This is a genomic window from Flavobacterium pygoscelis (assembly GCF_023162025.1).
Taxonomy (GTDB): Bacteria; Bacteroidota; Bacteroidia; order Flavobacteriales; family Flavobacteriaceae; genus Flavobacterium; species Flavobacterium pygoscelis.
Genome location: NZ_JALNUB010000002.1, coordinates 87,023 through 109,691, shown reverse-complemented (window position 1 = coordinate 109,691; position 22,669 = coordinate 87,023). Strand labels below are relative to the sequence as shown.

At 33.3% G+C, this 22,669-nt stretch carries 17 protein-coding genes; 6 read left to right on the top strand and 11 right to left on the bottom strand.

Annotated elements, in window-relative coordinates:
• Positions 1-13: 13 nt before the first annotated feature.
• From MW871_RS02735 to MW871_RS02685, 11 genes are all read right to left on the bottom strand, one after another.
• Positions 14-1,141 (bottom strand): sensor protein KdpD, encoded by a 1,128-nt coding sequence (locus MW871_RS02735; protein ID WP_121926613.1) that lies wholly within the window; start codon positions 1,139-1,141, stop codon positions 14-16.
• Between the two features lie 149 nt (positions 1,142-1,290).
• The gene (locus MW871_RS02730) at positions 1,291-2,376 is read right to left on the bottom strand and encodes a porin (RefSeq protein WP_248427473.1); all 1,086 of its coding nucleotides are present in this window, start codon (positions 2,374-2,376) and stop codon (positions 1,291-1,293) included.
• Positions 2,377-2,449: 73 nt separating this feature from the next.
• Positions 2,450-3,010, bottom strand: coding sequence for a K(+)-transporting ATPase subunit C (locus MW871_RS02725; protein ID WP_188050503.1), 561 nt, complete (start codon positions 3,008-3,010; stop codon positions 2,450-2,452).
• 13 nt (positions 3,011-3,023) lie between these two features.
• A complete protein-coding gene (gene kdpB, locus MW871_RS02720; protein ID WP_248427472.1) occupies positions 3,024-5,033 on the bottom strand; it encodes a potassium-transporting ATPase subunit KdpB in 2,010 nt (669 codons plus the stop codon).
• Positions 5,034-5,045: 12 nt separating this feature from the next.
• Positions 5,046-6,734, bottom strand: coding sequence for a potassium-transporting ATPase subunit KdpA (gene kdpA / locus MW871_RS02715; RefSeq protein ID WP_248427471.1), 1,689 nt, complete (start codon positions 6,732-6,734; stop codon positions 5,046-5,048).
• A 35-nt stretch (positions 6,735-6,769) separates the two neighbouring features.
• Positions 6,770-6,847 carry a potassium-transporting ATPase subunit F gene (locus MW871_RS02710; RefSeq protein WP_210646426.1) on the bottom strand — a complete coding sequence of 26 codons (78 nt, stop codon included), beginning with the start codon at positions 6,845-6,847 and terminating at the stop codon, positions 6,770-6,772.
• 6 nt (positions 6,848-6,853) lie between these two features.
• A complete protein-coding gene (locus tag MW871_RS02705; RefSeq protein ID WP_188050506.1) occupies positions 6,854-7,213 on the bottom strand; it encodes a DUF7674 family protein in 360 nt (119 codons plus the stop codon).
• A gap of 139 nt (positions 7,214-7,352) precedes the next feature.
• Positions 7,353-7,634, bottom strand: a complete 282-nt coding sequence (locus MW871_RS02700) for a DUF7674 family protein (protein ID WP_072991555.1) — start codon at positions 7,632-7,634, stop codon at positions 7,353-7,355.
• A gap of 161 nt (positions 7,635-7,795) precedes the next feature.
• Entirely contained in the window at positions 7,796-9,136 is a 1,341-nt protein-coding gene (locus tag MW871_RS02695) for a sigma-54-dependent transcriptional regulator (RefSeq protein WP_248427470.1), read from the bottom strand.
• A 194-nt stretch (positions 9,137-9,330) separates the two neighbouring features.
• A complete protein-coding gene (locus MW871_RS02690; protein ID WP_248427469.1) occupies positions 9,331-9,906 on the bottom strand; it encodes a YciE/YciF ferroxidase family protein in 576 nt (191 codons plus the stop codon).
• 12 nt (positions 9,907-9,918) lie between these two features.
• Positions 9,919-12,060: a catalase gene (locus MW871_RS02685; RefSeq protein WP_248427468.1), complete on the bottom strand. Its 2,142-nt coding sequence runs from the start codon at positions 12,058-12,060 to the stop codon at positions 9,919-9,921.
• Between the two features lie 342 nt (positions 12,061-12,402).
• Here MW871_RS02685 and MW871_RS02680 point away from each other — a divergent pair, with 342 nt between their 5' ends.
• The 6 genes from MW871_RS02680 (at position 12,403) to MW871_RS02655 (ending at position 22,669) form a co-directional block, all read left to right on the top strand.
• Complete coding sequence (locus MW871_RS02680) at positions 12,403-12,597, top strand: hypothetical protein (RefSeq protein WP_188050510.1); 195 nt, start codon at positions 12,403-12,405, stop codon at positions 12,595-12,597.
• A 366-nt stretch (positions 12,598-12,963) separates the two neighbouring features.
• Complete coding sequence (locus MW871_RS02675) at positions 12,964-13,398, top strand: response regulator (RefSeq protein ID WP_248427467.1); 435 nt, start codon at positions 12,964-12,966, stop codon at positions 13,396-13,398.
• Between the two features lie 14 nt (positions 13,399-13,412).
• Positions 13,413-17,381, top strand: coding sequence for a PAS domain S-box protein (locus MW871_RS02670; protein ID WP_248427466.1), 3,969 nt, complete (start codon positions 13,413-13,415; stop codon positions 17,379-17,381).
• A gap of 424 nt (positions 17,382-17,805) precedes the next feature.
• Complete coding sequence (locus tag MW871_RS02665) at positions 17,806-18,504, top strand: TIGR04282 family arsenosugar biosynthesis glycosyltransferase (protein ID WP_248427465.1); 699 nt, start codon at positions 17,806-17,808, stop codon at positions 18,502-18,504.
• A 42-nt stretch (positions 18,505-18,546) separates the two neighbouring features.
• Complete coding sequence (locus MW871_RS02660; protein WP_248427464.1) at positions 18,547-21,522, top strand: TonB-dependent receptor; 2,976 nt, start codon at positions 18,547-18,549, stop codon at positions 21,520-21,522.
• A gap of 157 nt (positions 21,523-21,679) precedes the next feature.
• Entirely contained in the window at positions 21,680-22,669 is a 990-nt protein-coding gene (locus MW871_RS02655; RefSeq protein ID WP_248427463.1) for a phosphotransferase, read from the top strand.

The window sequence follows — 22,669 nt, the reverse complement described above, 5'->3', positions numbered from 1 at the left end:
ATGCAATTAACAGTTAGGACAAAATTACTAAGTCGATATTTGATGAAGATAGATTATTCAGTAATTTATTAAAGATAGTGGTCGATAAAATTACTTTAAATAAATTTAAATGTGGTTTCCCAATACAAACAGTTGTAATATTTTTCTGTTCAACAATTTCTAATATTGCATCGGTAATGCTATTATTTTCTACTTTGATAACCTCAGCATTTAATTGTGACGCTAATTTGAAATTATTAATTAAATGGCGCTGTTTATCTAACGCTATTTTATTGGAACTTTCTTTCGGAGTTTCTACATACAAAACATACCATTTGCAATTGTAATAACTTGCCAATCGAGCCGTTTTCCGAATCACAATTTTAGCCATTTTATCATTACTACTAATACAAGCGACTATTTTTTGAGGTTTTAAAGCTAAATTTTTAGGGACTTCATTTTCTACTTTGCGACCTACTTGATTCACCACTTCTTTCAAAGCTAATTCGCGTAACTGTAAAATTTGATCTGATTTGAAAAAGTTATTTAATGCGGTTGGTATTTTATCAGCCGTATAAATTTTGCCTTCTTTCAATCGTGCAATCAAATCCTCTGAAGTTAAATCGATATTCACCACTTCATCTGCCATTCGCAACACATGATCTGGAATTCTCTCTTGTACATCAATAGTAGTAATTCGTTTTACATCTTGATTTAAACTTTCTATATGTTGAATATTTACTGCCGAAATTACATTGATACCAGATTCTAGAATCTCTAAAACATCTTGCCAGCGTTTTTCATTTTTACTTCCTTCTATATTCGTATGTGCTAGTTCATCGACAATTACCACTTCTGGACGTAAATTAATGATCGCTTGCACGTCCATTTCTTCCAGTTGCTTCCCTTTATAGAAAATAGTACGGCGCGGAATAACAGGAAGACCAGCTAATAATTCGTGCGTTTCTTTGCGATTATGCGTTTCAATATATCCTATTTTAACGTCAATACCGTTCTTTAATAAAGTGTGGGCTTCTTGAAGCATGCGGTATGTTTTTCCCACACCAGCACTCATCCCAATGTAGATTTTAAACTTTCCTTTGCGAGATTTCTGAATTAAATCTAGAAAGTGCTTGACATTATTTTCTTTTTCGTTGTCCATTTAGGTTAAATTATTTTTGTCGCTAAGGCACAAAGTCACTAAGAGTTTTTTGTAATAAAATTTAAAATACTTCTTGAAAAATAGATCTTTTCATTACTTCTGCAAAAGAAAACTTTGAGTCTTTGTGCCTTCACGGCAAAACTTTTAATTTAAAATTTGATAGCCAAAGCAGTAACTATAGAAAAACTAGTATCTGATACTTCAGCAGTGTTTTTAGCAAAAACGGCATCTTCACTAGTGTAATTTTTAATTTCAGTTCTCCAGATTAAATTTGGAGTGATTTTATAATCTGCGTTCAAAGAAAGACCATAAGTTTCAAAACCATTTGGGGTTCCTGATGCAATTATTACTCCTTTTTTATCTTGGTAATATTCTCCTCTTACGGCAAAATTTAATTTTTCAGTTGCCATCATCTGCGCCATTACAGAAGCTCCGTACCATTTGTTATAATCCTCACTTTGAGTTGCGGCTTGCTCCCAACCGATATCAAATCCTGCTAAAAGTTTTACTTTACTGGTTAAATCATAAGCAGCATATAAATCATGGAAATAACGTTTTTGACGTACGTTATCCGCTTTATCATTTCCTATAAAAGAGCTACTGTTTATGGACATTTTTGACGAAGGTCTGTACACAATTTGATGACCAAAACTCGGTGTTGTATTACCATCGACACGCTGAATTCGTTGCCATCCGTTAAGATACAATCCCGTTAATTCCCATTGTCCACTTGGCGAAATGTACGTAATTTTGGCTCCAGCCTCAAAATAAGGAGAATTTTCAGCCATAATACTTCTAGTTAATGTAAAGCAATCGGCTCCAACAGCACTTTCATAACCAATATGCGAAGGTAAAATTCCTGCTGTAATCCATAAATTTTGGTTCTTGGCCACTTTAAATCCTACATTGGCTTCGTAAACATTTTTTAAAACTCCAGGTTCTGCTGCATAATTTGCATTCATATAGGAACCCGCTGCAATAGCTATATTGGCACGTACCTTTTCAGTTTCGTAATTTGCTTTTACAAATCCAAGGTTCAAACTAACCTCATTGTTACGGTTGTGGCTGTATATGAATCCTGGACGCGAATTATTGTCGGGATTATTAGCATCATATTGAAAATAGGTTTCAGCATATCCGCTGATTTTCAATGGATTTTCAGATTTTTCTTCTTGCGCAAAAGCTACTCCTGAAAAACATAAAGTTAAAGCAGCTAGACTTATTTTTGTATTCATTTTGTATTTATTAAGTTGATTTTTTTAAAAAAAGGGGAGGTATGGCACAACCTCCCCAGCTCTGATTACGGTTTTATTTTAGTTGGTCTAGAGCAATATTTAGTTTTAGAACATTAATTTTTGCTGGTCCAAACATCCCTAATAAAGGTTGTTCAGTATTGGCGTCAATCAATGTGTTTAATTTTTCAGGATCTATATTTCTTGCTTTCTGAATTCTTGCAATTTGTATTTTAGCGCTTGCAACTGAAATATTAGGATCTAATCCACTTCCGCTTGCTGTTACTAAATCAACTGGAATCTCCGACTTTTTCACACTTGGATTTTTAAGTAAAAAAGTATCAATTCGACCTTGCACTACGGCTAGATATTCTTCATTTGAAGCTCCTTTATTACTGGCTCCTGATCCAGCAGCATTATAGTCTACGGCTGATGGTCTTCCCCAGAAGTATTCGTCTTTCGTAAAGCTTTGTCCAATGTTAGCGTATCCTTTGGTTTGTTTGTAAGACACGATTTCGCCTTTTCCGTTGTTAGGAGCTAATTGAGCAACTGCCCATACCGATAGTGGATAAATTACTGTGAAAAGCACCACTAGCACTACGGTCATTCTAATTCCTTTTATTAAATTATTTTTCATGGTTTCTATTTTTTTAAATAAATAATGCAACTACAATATCAATCAATTTGATACCGATGAAGGGAACGATGATTCCACCAACACCAAACAGCAATAAATTTCTTCTCAATAAAGCACTAGCGCCAATTGGTTTGTAACTCACTCCTTTTAAAGCCAATGGAATCAAGAACGGTATAATGATCGCGTTGAAAATTACTGCTGAAAGTATTGCACTTTCAGGACTGTGTAAATGCATTATGTTTAATCCTTGAAGCGCTGGAATTGCAGTGATAAACAACGCAGGAATGATGGCGAAATATTTGGCTACATCATTTGCAATACTAAACGTAGTAAGCGTTCCGCGAGTCATTAATAACTGTTTACCAATTTCTACGATTTCAATTAATTTGGTTGGATCATTGTCTAAATCAACCATATTTCCGGCTTCTTTTGCTGCTTGTGTTCCGCTATTCATGGCAACACCAACATCAGCTTGTGCAAGGGCAGGAGCGTCATTAGTACCATCTCCCATCATAGCAACCAAACGACCAGCCATTTGCTCTTGCTTGATGTAATTCATTTTATCCTCTGGTTTGGCTTCGGCAATAAAGTCATCAACACCTGCTTTTTCGGCAATAAATTTGGCAGTCAAAGGATTATCACCTGTTACCATTACCGTTTTAATTCCCATTTTGCGAAGTCTTTCAAATCGCTCGAACATCCCAGTTTTAATAATGTCTTGCAATTCGATTACTCCAAGAGCCACTTCATTTTCAGAAACTACTAAAGGTGTACCTCCATTTTCAGCAATTACTTTTACTTGGTCTAAAAGTTCGGTTGGAAAGGTATTTCCAGCATTTGTCACCATGTTTTTAATGGCATCTGTAGCTCCTTTTCTAATACGAGTACTGTCAAAATTGATTCCTGAACTTCTCGTCTCGGCAGTAAACTTGATAAATTGTGCGTTACTATTTTGAAAAGTTAAAGGATCTATTTTTGACAATTCAACAATCGATTTTCCTTCTGGTGTTTCATCAGAAATAGAACTTAAAAATGCCGCTTTGATTAATTGTGCTTCTGAAATTCCAGGAGCAGGGTAGAAGTGAGTTGCTTTTCGGTTTCCAATCGTAATTGTTCCCGTTTTATCCAACAGTAATACATCAATATCTCCAGCAGTTTCAACCGCTCTACCACTTTTCGTGATTACATTCGCTCTCAAAGCGCGGTCCATTCCAGCAATTCCAATTGCTGATAAAAGTCCTCCAATAGTTGTTGGAATTAAGCAAACAAAGAGTGCTATAAAAGAAGCGATTGTAATATTAACATTCGAATAATCTGCTAATGGTTTTAAAGTCACACAAACAATGATGAATACTAAGGTAAACCCAGCAAGTAATATGGTTAATGCGATTTCATTTGGTGTTTTTTGGCGTGAAGCTCCTTCTACCAAAGCAATCATTTTATCTAAAAAACTTTCGCCTGGTTCATTAGTAACTTCTACAACAATTCGGTCTGATAATACTTTTGTACCACCGGTAACCGAACTTTTATCTCCACCAGATTCTCGAATTACGGGAGCTGATTCACCTGTTATGGCACTTTCATCAATTGTGGCCAAACCTTCTACGATTTCTCCATCAGTTGGAATAATATCGCCGGCTTCGCACACAAATAAATCGCCTTTTTTTAGTTGAGAGGATGATATTTTTTCACCGCTTTTTAAAGTTGCAGGAGTTTCTTCTCTTGTTTTTCTTAAACTATCGGCTTGTGCTTTTCCTCTTGCTTCAGCAATGGCTTCGGCAAAATTGGCGAACAACAAAGTCAACAATAATACTAGGAATACCACAAAATTATATCCAAAACTACCTTGTGAAGTTTCACCTGTTAATGTCCAAATAGAAACAACGAGCATAACAAATGTTCCGATTTCTACCGTGAACATTACCGGATTTCGAAACATAAGTTTCGGATTCAATTTCACAAAAGATTTAACCAATGCTTGTTGCATGATGTCTTTTTGAAATAAGGATTGATCTTTATTCATTTTAAATTCTTTTTAGTAAATGGTAAAATATTCAGCTATCGGTCCTAAGGCTAATACAGGGAAAAAGGCTAATGCAGCAATAATCACTATTACAGTCAATGTTACTACACCAAAAGTTCCTGTATCAGTTCTTAATGTTCCATCGCTTTCAGGTATGTATTTTTTCTGTGCTAACAATCCAGCAATGGCTACAGGTCCGATTATGGGTAAAAATCGTGCTAGAATTAAAACAATTCCTGTAGAAACATTCCACCAAACGGTGTTGTCTCCCAAACCTTCAAATCCACTACCGTTATTTGCTGATGCAGAAGTAAACTCGTAAAGCATTTCACTCAAACCGTGAAATCCAGGATTATTTAAAGTTGCTGTACCATATTCTGGCATCGCTGCTGTTAATGCAGTTCCCACTAAGATTAAGAATGGGTGCATTAATGCAATAATCATCGCTATTTTCATTTCCCGAGCTTCCACTTTTTTACCAAAGAATTCGGGTGTCCTTCCTACCATTAATCCACTGATGAAAACAGCCAAAATGATAAAAACAAAAAAGTTTAAAATTCCAACGCCAACTCCACCATAAAAACTGTTTATCATCATGGCAAGCAATTCATTCATTCCAGAAAGTGGCATTGTACTGTCGTGCATAGAATTGACAGATCCTGTTGATATTACCGTAGTAGCAATACTCCAATAACCAGTAGCTGCCGCGCCAATTCTTGTTTCTTTACCTTCCATGGCACCAAGCGAAGTATCAATTCCCATTTTCTCAATCATTGGGTTTCCTTGCATTTCACCGATCACATTTGGAATCGCCAAAGCCAAGAAGCCAATAGTCATCACCCCGAAAATCATCCATGAGAACTTTTTTCTTTTAATGAAATATCCAAAGGCAAATATCATAGCAAACGGAATAATCATTTGAGCCCACATTTCTAACATATTGGTGAAATAAGTTGGATTCTCAAGAGGATGCGCTCCGTTAGTTCCAAAAAATCCTCCACCATTTGTTCCAATGTGTTTGATGGCAACAAATCCTGCTGCTGGTCCGCGAGAAATCTCTTGTACATCACCTTGCAAAGTAGTAATACTGTCTTTTCCTTCAAATGTCATTGGTGTTCCTTGGAAAGCCAAAAGAGCTGCTACAACAAAAGAAAGTGGTAACAATATGCGAGTGCAAGATTTCATGAAATAGGTATAAAAATTCCCTAGTTCCGTTGTTGTTTTATCTCTAAAAGCTCTAAAGACCACTACTGCAGCTGCCATTCCTGTTGCTGCACTTACAAATTGCAAGAACATCAAATAAAATTGTCCTAGATAACTTATTCCAGTTTCTCCTGAATAATGTTGTAAGTTGCAATTGACCACGAATGAAATTGCAGTGTTAAAAGCTAAATCAGCGGACATACTTGGATTTCCATCGGGATTTAGGGGTAAACTTCCCATAGTCATCAGGATAATCATTCCCAAGACAAACCATATTAAGTTTATGGTTAGTAACGCTTTCATGTGTTGTTTCCAGTTCATTTCTTCGGCTGGATTGACACCGCTTAATTTGAAAAATAACTTTTCAAGTGGATTAAATATAAAATCCAGCCAAGTTTTCTCCATTCCGTAAACCTTGGAAATATATTTTCCTAACGGAATAGCGAGTGCTAAGGTGAGCAAGAACATCGCTATAATTCCTAATATTTCTGTATTCATTTTTTAGTATTAAGGGTTAAATAATTCTTTGGTTGCTAAAATTTTTCAGGTTTTAATAGTACATAACAGATGTAGACAAAAACTGCAATTGCTATAATAAATAATGCGGTCATAATTTTTTAGTTTTCTAATAGTGTTCTTAAATAGCCTTGTTTCGATTCTTTTGAAAGAAAATCCAAATGCTTCTTTAAACTTGCTGGATTTTCTTGAGCACTTAATTCAGTAAAGAATTCGTTCTCAATTGCATTTCTAGTGTAGTGATTGCCACTTTCATACAACATGTTGATCACTCTAATAATTTCTCTTGCTGATTCTGACTCAGATTCATCAAGTGAATCCATTTTCTCCACACAAAATCTAGCAACACTTTTTAATAGTGCATATTGATTAATAGTTTCATCATTAGTAGATGGAAAATCAGTCCAGTTTTTGGAATCGGGTATCCATTGTTGGATAGCCTCGTAGATTTTTGTTTTCATTTTTAAATGTTGTCAAAATAATTGATAGAGAGATAGAGCAGCCAAAAGCATAATAAACCGAGAGCGAAAAGGATAAGTGTTAACATAATAAATGGATCTAAGTGAATTAAAATTGTAGTAGGAAGAGTATCATTGATTATTATACTCCTAAAGAATTGATTTGCTTGTTATACTCTAATTTCAAATTTTTAGGAAAGAGATTAGAAATGCTGCAATGACGGAGTTCCATAAAAGAAGAAACCGAAAAAACATAAATATTAGAAATGACACTTTTAGTTTCATTGCTTCCGCTGTTGAATAAGTATTCTGCGTGCGCTAGACATTTTTTAGCTCTAGCAATATTTCCAGCACTAATCGCTTTTTTTGTGATTTCTGCGAAGCGTTCTGCTTGTTTGTAAATCGTAATGACTTGATTTTTCATAAGGATGAATTTTTATGTTCTCCTCACTCATGCCAAATCCTGTTCCAATAAATATCGATTTCCGTAAAGTATTACTAATGTTGGTTTTAAATAGTTCCTTTAAAAAAAAGACATAAAAAAAGCCTATCATAATGATAGGCTTTTATTGAAATGATAGGTTTTTATTGAATGTTGTATTCTTCTAATTTTCGATATAAGGTAGCAATACCAATTTCGAGTAAACGAGCTGCTTCGGCTTTATTGCCTTTGGTATAATTTAATAATTTTTGGATGTGAAGTTTTTCGACACTTTGCATAGAAAACGCCGACAAGCTTTTCCCATTTTTACTTTGTTCTTGCTGCATTTCGTAAGGAAGCAAATCTGTGGATAAAACTGTACTACTGCATAAAATTACGGAACGCTCAATTACATTTTTTAATTCTCTAATGTTTCCAGGCCATTGATAGGCTTCTAATTTTTGCAAAAAATCACTATCAATTTGTAATGTTTGTCGATTCATTTTTTCAGCAAACTGACTTACAAAATAATGAGTCAATGGTTCGATATCTTTTATTCGTTCCCGTAAAGGCGGAATAGTAATCTCAAAAATATTTAATCTAAAGTATAAATCTTGACGAAAGAGTTTTTCGTCACTTTCTGTTTTCAAATTTCTATTGGTAGCCGCAATCAAGCGGAAATTTGATTTTTTTGGTGTAGAATCTCCAACAGGAATGTATTCGCTCGTTTCTAGAACACGAAGTAATTTAGCTTGTAAATCTATTGGCATTTCACCAATTTCATCTAGAAATAAGGTTCCGCCATTCGCTTCTTCTATAAAACCTTTTTTATCTTTTATAGCGCCAGTAAATGAGCCTTGTTTATGACCAAACAATTCACTTTCTAAAAGTTCTTTGCTAAAGGTGCTGCAATTTAAGGCTACAAATGATTTTCCTGCTCTATTGCTGTTCTCATGAATTGCTTGCGCAAAAACTTCCTTACCCGTTCCGGTTTCTCCAGTTAAAAGTACGGTAGAATCTGTATTTGCCACTTTTTTGGATAATTCGATAACTTGTTCCAATCCTTTTGACTTTCCAATAATAGCATCAAAGGAATACTTTTTTGAAATTCGTTTTTCTAGCTGCTTAATTTTTTGCTGAAGAGTAACCTTCTCAATTGCTTTGTATAAAAGAGGAATTATTTTATCATTATCATCGCCTTTTACAATGTAATCAAAAGCACCATTTTTCATGGCTTGCACACCATCGGAGATTTTACCGTAGGCCGTCAACAAAATCACTTCTGTTAAGGGGAAACTAGCTTTAATTTTCTCGAGAAATTCAACGCCGTTGCCATCAGGGAGTTTTACGTCACAAAGGACAACATCAATTTCATTTTGTTCTAATTTCTTGAAACCAGATTTTAAATCTGCTGCTTCCAAAACTACAAAACCTTCTGACTTTACAATTCGAGCAAGAAGACCTCTTAACTTTTCTTCATCGTCGATTATTAGAATATTTCTCAATTCGATTACAATTTATTTTTTGTAAAATTAGATATTATTTTTCTTCTTATTTTAAGATCAATACTAAAGTTTTTTACGCATCGTAATTGCACTTTAATTTTTAATTTAGGTCAAAAGCGTTTACTTAGAAAAATCTGTATCAGATACAGATTTTTCTATTTATTGTAAAATAAATAATCGTAAAAACTTTAATGCTATTTACGAACAGCATCATGATTAACAGCATTCAAGGCAACTTCATTCAGTATAAAGTCCGATTCTTTTTCTTCTGCTAATGTTTGTGTTAACAATTTTGCAGCATCATTTTCGCCCAACGCTTTTGCAAACGCTACCAAGGTTCCATAAGTAGCAATTTCATAATGTTCTATTTTTTGCGATCCAGCGATTATTCCAGCATCACGAACAGCCCCTGGCATTGTTTCTTCAAGGATGCTATCTCCCTCTTTTAATAGCCCTGCCATTGCCTCACATTTTTTTCCTTCAGCTTTTTCGCTAATCAGTTTAAAAACGTTGTCTAAACGAATCACTTGATTCTTAGTTACGGCTAAATGTTCATTGATAGCTGACTTAAGAGTGGGCGAAGTAGCATTTGCAGCCATTTTAGGTAGGGCAGTAACAAGTGCATTTTCTGCCCAGTATATATCTTTTAAACTGTCTATAAATAAATCCTTTAGTGTTTTAGCTGCATCCTTTTTTGGTTCTACCATTAGTTTATTCGTTTTGTCTTTAACAGTACTTTTGTTTTGTGTTGGGTGGTCTGAATTTTTCATAAGTTTTATTTTTTATTGGTATAAATTTTCTTCTCGTTCCCAGTAACGGTGTTTACCCATTGCTTTAATAAATTCTGTAGCAAAATCTTTTGACGCTTTTTCTTCTTTCATAATAATTCCTTTGTCACTGGTTTTTATTTTAGATGCAAATGATGTCGCTTTTAATAGTTTTTGCCCATCGCCATCTGCTCCTATAACTTTGCAATGTTTGTAAGCATCATTCAAGAATTCTTGTACTTCTTCGTTTTGCTCTAAGGCTATTATTTTTTTTCCATGCGGAATATAAACTGCGTCAAAAAGAACGGATGAAGCGGTAAGAAAACTAAAGTCTACTGGAATAGCACCATCATTTTCGGTTTTCAGGCTTCCTTGATGAGGTGCTATCACAAAACCTTTTGCCCCTTCCTTTAACAATGCGCTTTTTATATTGGCTACACAAGCTTCAGAAACTCCTTCATTACAAATTATAGCTACTTTTCTTGAAGTTATTGTATTAGAGTTTGTTGGGTTTTTAATCATGGTTAGCGCATCCGAAGAGGAAACGGATTGTTTAACTGTAGTTGATTCTTGATTTCCCATTTCATTCTCTGGTGAAACTCCGTGGTTCATAGGTTTTTCTGGTGAGTCAGGAACTTGTGCTCCTAAACCTAAAGCAACTTTTTCGGCTAATTGTTGGTCTATTTGAGCTAAAAGGCCTAACATGCGAATTCTAATAGCTGCGGTTTCAACTTTTCCTAATTCAAAACGTAAGGCTTTAACGATATGGCTTTTCTCCACCTCGGTTTGACTATTAAAAAATAATTTGGCTTGACCAAAATGATCATTAAAGCTTTCGCTTCTACCTCTTATTTTATGAGAATCGATGCGCTCATTAAAACTTGAAAATCCACCTTCACTTATTTTAGCTTGGTATGGACATCCGCCGCCGAGAGAATTAGGATGATAACTTACACGACCCGTATTAATTTCCTGACGCATATGACCATCTCTCTGATTATTGTGTACAGGCGCAATACTGCGGTTGATTGGTATTTCATGAAAATTAGGACTTCCTAATCTGGATAATTGGGTGTCTGTATATGAAAATAATCGACCTTGCAAAAGAGGATCATTACTAAAGTCAATTCCAGGAACAAGATGACCGGGGTGAAAGGCAATTTGTTCTGTTTCTGCAAAAAAGTTATCTGGGTTTTTATTCAATACTATTCTTCCAATTATTGTAACCGGCACAAGTTCTTCCGGAATCAGTTTAGTTGGATCTAATAAATCAAATTCATATTTATGTTCGTCTGCAGTTGGAATAACTTGAACTCCTAATTCCCATTCTGGAAAATTCCCCATTTCAATAGCATCCCATAAATCTTGACGATGAAAATCAGCATTTTTTCCTGATATTTTTTGTGCTTCATCCCAAGCTACTGCATGTGTGCCTAATTTTGGTTTCCAATGAAACTTTACAAAAACAGATTCGTCTTTAGCATTTATGAGTCGGAAAGTATGAACTCCAAATCCCTCCATCATGCGTAAACTTCTAGGAATAGCTCTATCTGACATAATCCACATGATCATGTGCATGGATTCTGGCATTAAGGAGATAAAATCCCAAAAAGTATCGTGTGCCGAAGCTGCTTGTGGCATTTCGTTATGTGGTTCGGGTTTAACGGCGTGTACTAGATCAGGAAATTTAGAAGCATCTTGAATAAAAAACACTGGCATATTATTTCCTACCAAATCATAATTTCCTTCTTCTGTATAAAACTTAATTGCAAAACCTCTAACATCTCTTGCAAGATCTGTAGAACCTCGAGAACCCGCTACAGTAGAAATACGAGCAAATATTGGGGTTTTTAGTCCTTTGGTTTGCAGAAAGCCAGCCTTGGTTAATTCGGGTATTGGATTTGTGACTTCAAAAAAACCATGAGCTCCAGATCCTCTTGCATGTACAATTCTTTCTGGAATTCTTTCATGGTCAAAATGAGTAATCTTTTCTCTTAAAATAAAGTCCTCTAATAAAGATGGACCGCGTTCACCTGCTTTTAAGGAATTATTGTCATCGTTGATTTTTAGACCTTGATCGGTTGTCAAAAATTTGTTGTTTGCATCCGATTTGTTTTTAGTTAAATCGCGATGCTTGCTGTCTTGTAGATTTTCCATAGAATTTATGATTATTAAATTTATAGCTGTATGTAAGTTGATATTTCTGTAGGTGTTTATAATTTTATTTTAAATCTTAAAATCAAATTTATTTATTATCTGATCAAATAAATTATAAAATATTTTTAAAATTTTATATAATTTAAAACATTAAGTATTTGATAATGTTGTTATTGAGTTTTATTCTAATGTAGAATTTTTTAATGACAATGTAATTGATAGAATATATTTTTAAGGATTTTGAAGGTTGATGAGTTTGAATTTTGCAAATATTATTCGTGATTGTGTAATAACTTTTTAAGTTGATAATGGTAATTTTATTAAAATTTAAAACCACAAAAAATGAGCACAAACAATTCAACTCCGCAAAATTCGAACAACAAAGGATCAGATAACCGAAGTGATATGAGAAAGCATCAATATAAAGATCACGATCAAGTGTTAACGAATGATGAAAACTACGATGAGGATACTCAAAAATTTAAAGGGGAAGCACCAGATTTTGATGATAAACTCAATAATGAAGAAAAAAAATAATTTTTAAAAGCGTCTTAGAGCAATCTCTAAGACGCTTTTTTTAGGTAGTATTATTATAAATTTATATTTCTTTCCTCAAATTAGTTTATAAGGCTTTATATAGCGCATACTAATTTTTTTGCGAGCTTATATTTCATAAATAAATTGATTTTAAGACAAACATTCCTTTTTTATTTTGTTTAAGTAGAATTTCTATATCAAAATAACAGACTTCTGCTCTCTATTAAATTCTAGTAATTCTTATGGCATTAAACTCATATCAATTGTTTAACAAAAATTTTTCTTACTTTTGATTGAATTTTTTATTCCTCTTTAAATAATTAATTCAAAAGCGTCCATAAAGAATCTATTTAAAGGAATATTATTATGCAAAAATTATTACTTGCAGACGATGACATAGATGATCGTCTTTTCTTTGAAGATGCTGTAGAAGAGCTCTTTAGTTCTTACAAATTAGCTACAGTTAATGATGGAGTAGAGCTAATGGAATTATTAGCAAAGGACTCAGAACAATTGCCAGATATATTATTTCTTGACATTAATATGCCGCGCAAAACAGGATGTGAATGTTTGTCTGAAATTAAAGCAAATGAGACTTTAAAGGATATTCCTGTTGTTATTTTTTCTACCTCTTTAGATATTGAAATAGTAAACAAGTTATATGATAACGGAGCACATTATTATATTCGTAAACCGGGTGATTTTAATGTATTAAAGAAAGTGATTCATCAAGCAACTGTTTTATTACAAGAAGACAAACTTAATCAGCCAGAAAGAAACAATTTTATAATTCATTGTTAACATAATATCTTATTTTGAATAATTCCAACGATCAATACTACTTTCTTAAAGGTGGTGGCAAAATGGGCGATTTAATTCGCAAAAAAGATTGGACAAAAACGCCTTTAGGTTTGCCAGAAAAATGGTCTCAAAATTTGCAGGCAGCAGTTTCATTAGTACTCAATAATCCTTTACCTATGTATATTGCTTGGGGAAAAGAATGTACACAAATTTATAACGATGCTTATTTGCCAATTTTAGGAAAACAACAACAATTAGATTCTTTGGATTTCAAACCTTCAGACACTTTATCAGAAGTTTGGCAAATTACTAAAGATAAGTTTGATTTAGTGATGAAAGGTGAATTTGCAAGTTCGTCTAGCTTTATTTTGACTTTGGATAGAGATGGATCTTTAAAAAACTGTTATTTTGATTTTGCTTACAGTCCTATTTTTTTACAAGACGGAGAAATAGGCGGAACATTAGTAACTATTTTTGAAACTACAGCCAAGCAAATTGCGGATCAAGAATTACAAGAAAGTGAGAAGCGATTTAAAACATTAGCCGATAATATTCCAAATTTGGCCTGGATGGCCGATGCTGAAGGATCTGTATATTGGTACAACAAACAATGGTATGAATACACCGGAACTTCATTTGAAGATATGCAAGGTTGGGGTTGGAAATCGGTATACAAAGAGAAAGAGCTTGAAGCTGTTTTAAAAGAATGGAATACCTCTTTAAAAACGGGACAAGCTTTTGAAATGGTTTATCCCATTAAGGGAGCAGATGGAGTTTATAATCAATTTTTAACAAGGGCTTTGCCAGTGAAAAATGAGGTTGGAGAAATTATAACTTGGTTTGGTACCAATACCAATATTAACCCACAAAAATTAGCAGAAAGAGCGCTAGATGAAAGTAAAAACGAACTAGAATTTGTAATTGAAGCTGCAAAATTGGGAACATTTGATTATGATCCAGTAACGAATAAGTTTACTTCGAATAACCGATTAAAAGAGTGGTTTGGACTTTCCGTTGAACAAGATATTGATCTGTATGACGGAACAAAAGTAATTAAAGAGAAAGACAAATCTAAGGTGATTACTGCTATTGATACCGCACTTCAATTTTCGTCAGGAGGAATTTATGACATTTGTTATGATATCGTAAATCCTATTTCGAAAAAAGAAATAACATTGCATGCCAAAGGAAAAGCCTTGTTTACTAGTGATAAAAAACCTTTTCGTTTTAATGGTACTGTCGAAGATATTACGGAGCAAACCATAGCAAGAAAAAAATTAGAGCAAAGCGAAAACAACCTTCGATTAATAATACTTCAAGCACCGATGGCAATTGCTATTCTTCGTGGACCTAAATATGTCGTAGAAATTGCCAATAAAAGCGCTTTAGATCTTTGGACTAAGACCGAGGAAGAAGTATATAATATTTCTGTATTTGATTCGATCCCTGAATTAGCATTGCAAGGAATCCAGAATATTTTAGATAAAGTAAGAACTACTAAACAACATTTTTCTACTACAGAATTGCCCTTAAAGATTATGCGCTATGGAATATTAGAAACTGTCTTTATGAATTTTTCATATGAGCCTCTTTTTGATGATGAAGGAAATAGTGATAAAATTATGGTACTTGGTTTTGATGTAACTACACAAGTTAGAGCACGTAAAGAAATTGAGAAAAGCGAACACGATATACGCAGCATAGTAGAAAGCGCACCTTTTCCTATTGCAGTGTACACAGGTTCTGAAATGCGAATAACACTTGCCAATCAGTCTATGATAGAGGCTTGGGGAAAGGGAAGTGGTGTAATTGGCAAATTATATAAAGAAGTATTACCAGAATTAGAAAATCAAAATATTTATGAACAAATAAGCGGAGTTTTTGCTACTGGAATACCCTTTCATGCAAAAAATCAAAAAGTTGACATATTAAAGAACGGTATTCTAAAAAGTTTTTATTTTAATTACAGTTTTACACCTCTAAGGGATTTATTAGGAACTATTTATGGTGTGATGAATACTGCTGCTGAAGTCACAGAATTAAACGAAGCTAAAAAAAGAATTGAAGAAAGCGAAAAAAGATTTAGAGATTCGGTGCATCAAGCTCCTGTTGCGATAGTTATTTTTAGAGGAGAAGAGAACATTGTAGAAATGGTTAATGCCCCATATTTAGAATTAGTTGATAAAACGGAATCTGAATTTTTATCAAAACCCTTATTTTCTTCTTTACCCGAAGTAGAACAATCTATTGATCCCATAATTAAGGGAATTTATCAAACTAAAAAAGCTTTTTATGGCTACGAATTTCCTGTAGTTCTAAAACGCTTTGGTAATAAAGAGGATTGCTATTTTAATTTTGTGTATCAACCTTTAATAGAATCAGATACAGTGGTAGGGATTATTGTAGTAGCTACAGATGTAACAGCAAATGTTAGAGCAAAGAAAGAATTAGAAAATAAGGAACAGCGATTAAATATTGTTATAAATGCAAGTGAACTAGGTGTTTGGGAATTAGATTTAAAAAATAATGAAACAAAGGTATCTCAACGTGCATTAGAAATCTTGGGATTGCCTGGTGAAAAAAAATACAATCGCGAACTACTTTCTAGTAAGATGCATAAAGATGATTTAATCATAAGAAAAACCGCATTTAAAGAAGCGCTAAAGAATGGTATTCTTTATTATGAGATTAGAATAATTGTTGATGAGGTAATACATTGGATAGAAGCTAAAGGAAAAGTTTTTTTCGATTTAGATAAAAAACCACTTCGCATAATCGGAACTTTGCGCGATGTTACCGATGAGAAAAACATACAAAATGAACTTTTAGAAAGAGAACAAAAGTTCAGACTTTTGGCAGATTCTATGCCTCAATTTGTTTGGACTGCTAATCGAGAAGGAAAATTAACGTATTTTAATCAAGCGGTCTATGATTTTTCAGGATATTCTAAGGAGGAAATGATTGAAAAAGGATGGCTTTCTATCGTTCACGATGAGGAAAAAGAAGAAAATCGAACTAAATGGATTGAAGCAGTTTCTACAGAGAAAGATTTTATAATTGAGCATCGCTTTCGCAAAAATGACGGAACCTACAGATGGCAATTAAGTAGGGCAATTCCGCAGCGAGATAAATCTGGTGTTATTACTATGTGGGTGGGAACGAGTACTGATATTCAGGACCAAAAAATGTTTACCAACGAATTAGAGAAACAAGTATCTGAAAGAACAAAAGAAATCTACGACAAAAACGAAGCCTTAGAAAAGATGAATAGGGAACTACAATCTTTTGCTTATATATCGAGTCATGATTTACAAGAACCTTTGCGAAAAATTCAGACTTTTGCAACTCAACTGCAACAGAGTGAAGCCAAAAACTTATCCGATAAAGGGCTTGATAAATTTCATAGAATGCGATCTGCTGCAGACAGAATGCAAACTTTAATTCAAGATTTGCTTGCTTATTCCCGAACCAGCGTGCAAGAACGCTCTTTCAAAAAAACAAAACTTTCAGATATAATTGATGAGGTAAAAGAAGACTTAGAGGAAGATTTTGAAGGAGAAAATTCAAGCATAACAATCAGTAATGACTGCGAAATTGATATTATTCCATTTCAATTTAGGCAAGTACTCTTTAATTTGATTAGTAATTCATTGAAGTTTACTAAACCCAATCAAAATTGTAACATCGTTATAGATTCACGTTTGGCATTAAACTCAGAAATAGTCACTCATGATTTAGACCCAGATAGAGAGTATTGTTATATTAAATTTACAGATAATGGAATTGGATTTGAAGAAGAGTATTCTGAAAAAATATTTGAGGTTTTCCAACGCTTGCATGGTAAAGAAAAATTTGAAGGTACTGGTATTGGATTAGCAATTGTTAAGAGGATTATTGACAATCATAACGGACGTATTGTTGCAACTGGAGTTTTAAATGAAGGTGCTACTTTTGAAATATTTATTCCGTATCAGAAGGGTTAATTTGGATCAATTACCATATTAAAAGATGCGTTTAAATAAAATTTATTTAAGCGCTTTTTTATTGAAAGTAAGAATACATTAGGATTTTCTATCTTACAATGAACAAAATTTCGTTCCTAATAGAACAATTGACAAGTGATACTATTTTTTATAAAATATTTCAAGTTTTTATCTTTTATTTTAAATGTTTAATAATACTGAAAATTAGGTATTAGTTGCTTATCGAATTTGATTTCAAATAAAATAAGAATTTTAATAATTGTTTAATCAATAGAATTATAGGAAGTTACTTCTTTTTTTGCAAAATTTTAAAATATTTTAAAACCAAACTCTTTATTTATACGTAGATGATTACTGTGATAGTATATTCAAATTACTTTTTATTACTTTCACCACAACCACAAATCATTTTGACTTATAAATAATGAATTTAGTAAAGGATTCTAATTCACGAACTGCTATTCTTCTTTTTGCACAAAGCGAAAATGTTGAAAGTATTATTAAGCCAATTTTTCCTAGCGTTAAGCAAAATGTATTGTTGTGGAAGAAAATGAATGGAAATGCTTTAAAAACCATTCAGAAAACTAAATTATCTTATTTTATATCAACTGAAAAAAATCAAGTTGGAACCAGTTTTGGAGAAAAAATAACAAATGCTATTCAGCATGTATTCGATCAAGGATTCGAGAAAGTTATTGTTATAGGTAATGACTGTATTGAATTAAAATCGCATCATTTATTACAAGCCGATCGAGATTTAAAAACAAATTCTTTGGTTATTGGTTCAGATTATTCAGGAGGTGCTTACTTAATAGGAGTTAGAAAATCTACCTTCAATTCTGCTAATTTTCAGCGTATTCCTTGGCAAAGTAAAGATGTTTTTACTGCTTTACAAAGTCTTTACAAGGAACAATCCATTGCCTATCTTCCATTTTTGAATGATTGTGATGATGCTTCCGATTTTAAAAAAGCAATTCATAAATTGTCATTTTCTGATGATTTTAGAAAGTTATTACTTTCTTTTTTTAATTCATTAAAAGTTAAAAAGAATAGTGAAATAAAATTTATTTCTACTGCTTATCAAGCGGTCAATTTTAATAAAGGATCTCCCTTTCCTTTATAAATACTTTTTACAACTTTTTTTTAATTAATTATTCTCAACCAAATGAAGCAATTTTATATTTGGGCAGTGCTACTTATATCAACAATAGCAGTCGCTCAACAAGATTTAACCGTTTCTGTAATCGATGCAGAAACACAAAAGCCCATTTTTAATATAGCTGTTACTTTAATCAATAAAAGTAGAAATCTAGCAGTAAGCCAGATTACCAATACACAAGGGAAAGCAATTTTTAGAAATTTGGAAGCGCTTGATAATTATCAAGTTAATGCTATGGCAACTCAAGATTATTCAGCCGAAAATTCTAATTTTATAAGTATTCGATCCAATCAGAATCCAAATGTAACTTTAGTTTTAAGAAAAGCTAATGCGCAGGAACTAAATGAAATTGTGGTATCTTCTAAATCAACTTCAAAGATTAATAGGAGTGATGCTGAGGTTTCTTCTGAATTAAAAGCAGCTGAAATACAGGAAATACCAGTTGAAGGTCGTGATATTACAAGAGTTTTATATCGTTTGCCAAATGTTTCGCAGGCCACAGGATTTTTTCCTGAAGCGGCAAATGTGAGTATCAATGGAGCAAGTTCTCAAAACACTTCTTACTTAATTGATGGTTTAGATAATAACGAACGCTTTTTAGGTGGACAAAAATTTGCTATTCCTTCTGGATTTGTCAAAGATATAACCGTTTTAACCAATAATTTTTCTGCTGAATATGGTTTAACAGGAAGTGGAATTATAAATATTACGCCGCGTTCTGGCTCTAACGAAACTGCGGGAGAAGCATTTTTTATCACAAGACCAGGTCCAGCAATTGACGGAAAGTCAAGTTTTGCGCAACGTGATTTATCTGGTAATCAAGTTAAAAATGGATTTGCTCGTTACCAAACCGGTGCGGGAATCGGAGGCGCTTTTGCTAAAGATAAAACGTTCTATTATTTTAACTTTGAACATACAACAGACATCAAAGATAATTTATTAAATGTCCCTCAATTAGGTGTTTCAGAGTCTGTAAGAGGAACCAATACATTTGATTACTTTTCGGCTAAAATAGATCAAATCTGGAATACTAATTTCAATTCCTCTTTGCGAGCAAACGTTGGGAGAGTTGATGTAGAGCGTCAAGGTGGTGGGCTCGATGGTGGTTCTACTTTTAATTCTGCAGGAAATACTCAAGCGCGAAATAGTATTTTAGTTGCCTTGAAAAACAACTATAAATTTGGTAATTTTTCTGGGGAAACAAATGTTCAATACAGTCGTTTTAGATGGAATTATGCAAAACCATTTAATCCGAATCAATCTCAAGTAACGATATTAGGCGTAAATGATGAAACATTAGGTGTGATTGGAAATCCTGGATATGTATTTGATTCGTTTGAAAACACCATCCAATTGCAACAAAAATTGAAGTATTATTCTGAAAATCATACTTTTAAAGCAGGTTTAAATTTTATTAGAGGCAATCATCAGCTATTTGGTGGTGGAAATCCAGTGGGTAATTATAGAGTTAAATTGAATCAAAATCAAATAGATATTATAAAAAATAGTGGAGTAGCAGGCGCACTAGATCTAAATGATATTCCTCAGGATGTTCAAGTTTTAGATTATAATGTAGAATTGCGACCAACTTCTTTTGGGACTCATCAGGATATTTATTCGGCTTATATTGAAGATTTATGGTCTGTTACCGATCGATTGAATCTTACCTTAGGATTGCGTTACGATTATGATAATTTATCAAAAGGAGGAAGCGATAAAGGTGATTTTAACAACTTAGCTCCTCGTATTAATTTTAATTATAAATTAAATAATTCAAGTAGTATTCGAGGTGGTTATGGTATTGCTTATGACAAAGTAAACTATGCTATTTACAGTGATGCTCTACAACAAAATACGACTTCTCAAAGCTATAAAACACAATTAGAAGAGCTTAAAAGATTGGGAATTTTGCCTGCAAACACTAACATAGATAAAATTACCTACGACGGAAATTTATCCGCTTCAGTATCGGGAGTGAATTATTTGCAAGGTCCTTCTGCTGCAAGTTTGCAAGTGCAAAGAGAAAATGTTTTTTCTGGTGAACGCAGAATTTTGAATCCAAATGGATACAAAAATCCTTATTCACATCAATTTGTAGTGGGTTATCAACTGCAAGTTCAAGAAGATAAATTATTTTTTATTGATGTCGTGCACAATAGAGGTGAAAATTTAAGTCGTTTGCGCAATCTTAATGCTGCAGCCGAATATACAGTAGATCCTAATAATGTAGTTATTAGAACGCAAGCACAGGCAGATGCTAGTCGACCAATTCCTATTGTTAACGGCAGCGCAACTATAAATGGTCAGAACCTTACTGGAGTTGCTAGAAATGTAATTGTAACAGAAAACGAAGGTAAATCGAGATACTACGCCATGAGCTTGAATTATCAAAAAGCAAGAGGATTGGATAATTACTCTTATCGATTGAATTATACTTTGTCCTCTAGCAAAAACAATACAGATGACATCAACTTTAGACCATCGGATGCCAACAATTATGCTAACGAATGGGGACCTTCTATAAACGACAGAACTCATAATATTAACGGTATTTATAGCTATTACCCTTTTAAAGGTACAGTTATTACGATGGCTGGTTTATTGCAAAGTGGACAACCTATAAACAGAATTCCACTTGGTTTTGGTACTACTGATTTGAACGGAGATGGTTCTAGTTTCTCGGATGCGTATCAAGGAAATAGTGATCGTTTTCCTGGGGAAAGTAGAAACAATGACCGATTGCCGTGGAGTGCTACTTTTGACCTTGGATTGCAACATCAATTTAAAATTTCAGCAAATAATAAATTAGAATTGCGTGCTGATATCTTTAATATTTTTAATGCTGAAAATTTAAGTGGTTATAGTAATAATGCTACTCAAAGTAACCAAATTCAAGGTGGTTCTGTTGCCAGTGGATTATTTACTAAAAGAAATGCTTCGCCACCAAGACAGTTTCAGTTTGGAGTGCGTTATTTGTTCTAATAGCAATTAATATCCTGCAGATTACATTAATTTGCAGGATATTTTTAATTTGCATTAGGGATAGAAGCGGTATCCTTTTGTAAAGCGTTAGCGGAACAAAAGATAAAGCGTATAGCCCGGGCCTTTTTAGGCAATGCCCCAAAAATAGAAAATAATTATGTTTATACTAAACGAAAATGAGCCAACAGAATTGGCTGCTTATTTGCGAGAAAATAATTGGTTAGAAGAAAATGAAACGATTAACTCTATAGCCAAACCAGGAGAGGGAAATATGAATTATGTATTGCGAATCGTGACCACAAAACATTCTTTTATCATAAAACAATCTCGTGGGTATGTAGAAAAATATCCGCAAGTTTTGGCTCCAGCAAATCGAGTGCTTACAGAAGGAGCTTTTTATACCAAAATTGCTGCTGATTTTGATGTTCAAGATGCGATGCCTAAAATAATTGCAATAGATGAGGCCAATAATTTAATTCTTTTAGAAGATTTAGGAAAGTCAAATGATTTTACTTTTTTGTATGATTTAGAAGAAAAAATACAAGAAAAGGAACTACATCAATTAGTTGGTTATTTGAATGGTTTGCACCAAAATTTTCAAAAAGAAATTATCGATGAGGAGTTGTCAAACTCTGCAATGAGAGCGCTAAATTACGAGCATATATTTGAATTTCCTTATAGAGACGATACTGGTTTTGATTTGAATACAGTGCAAAAAGGACTTCAAGAAATAGCAATAACTTATAAAAACGATGTTGAATTAAAACTTAAAATAGAAAGTTTGGGCTCTTTATATCTTTCTAAAGGGAAATATTTATTGCATGGTGATTATTATCCTGGAAGTTGGTTAAAGACCGAAAACGGAATTAAGATAATTGATCCTGAATTTTGTTTTTATGGTTTGCGCGAATTTGATTTAGCCGTTTTTATTGCGCATTTGTATCTTACGCAGCAAGAGAAATCTAAGATTGCTTATATAAAAAATAATTATCTTTATTTTTCAGAACTAAATAGTGAAATTCTAAATGGTTTTATAGGAACTGAAATTATGCGAAGATTGATTGGTTTGGCCCAATTGCCATTGAAAATGGATTTAGAAACTAAAGCTAATTTATTGACTTTTGCACGGACTTTAATTTTAAAATAA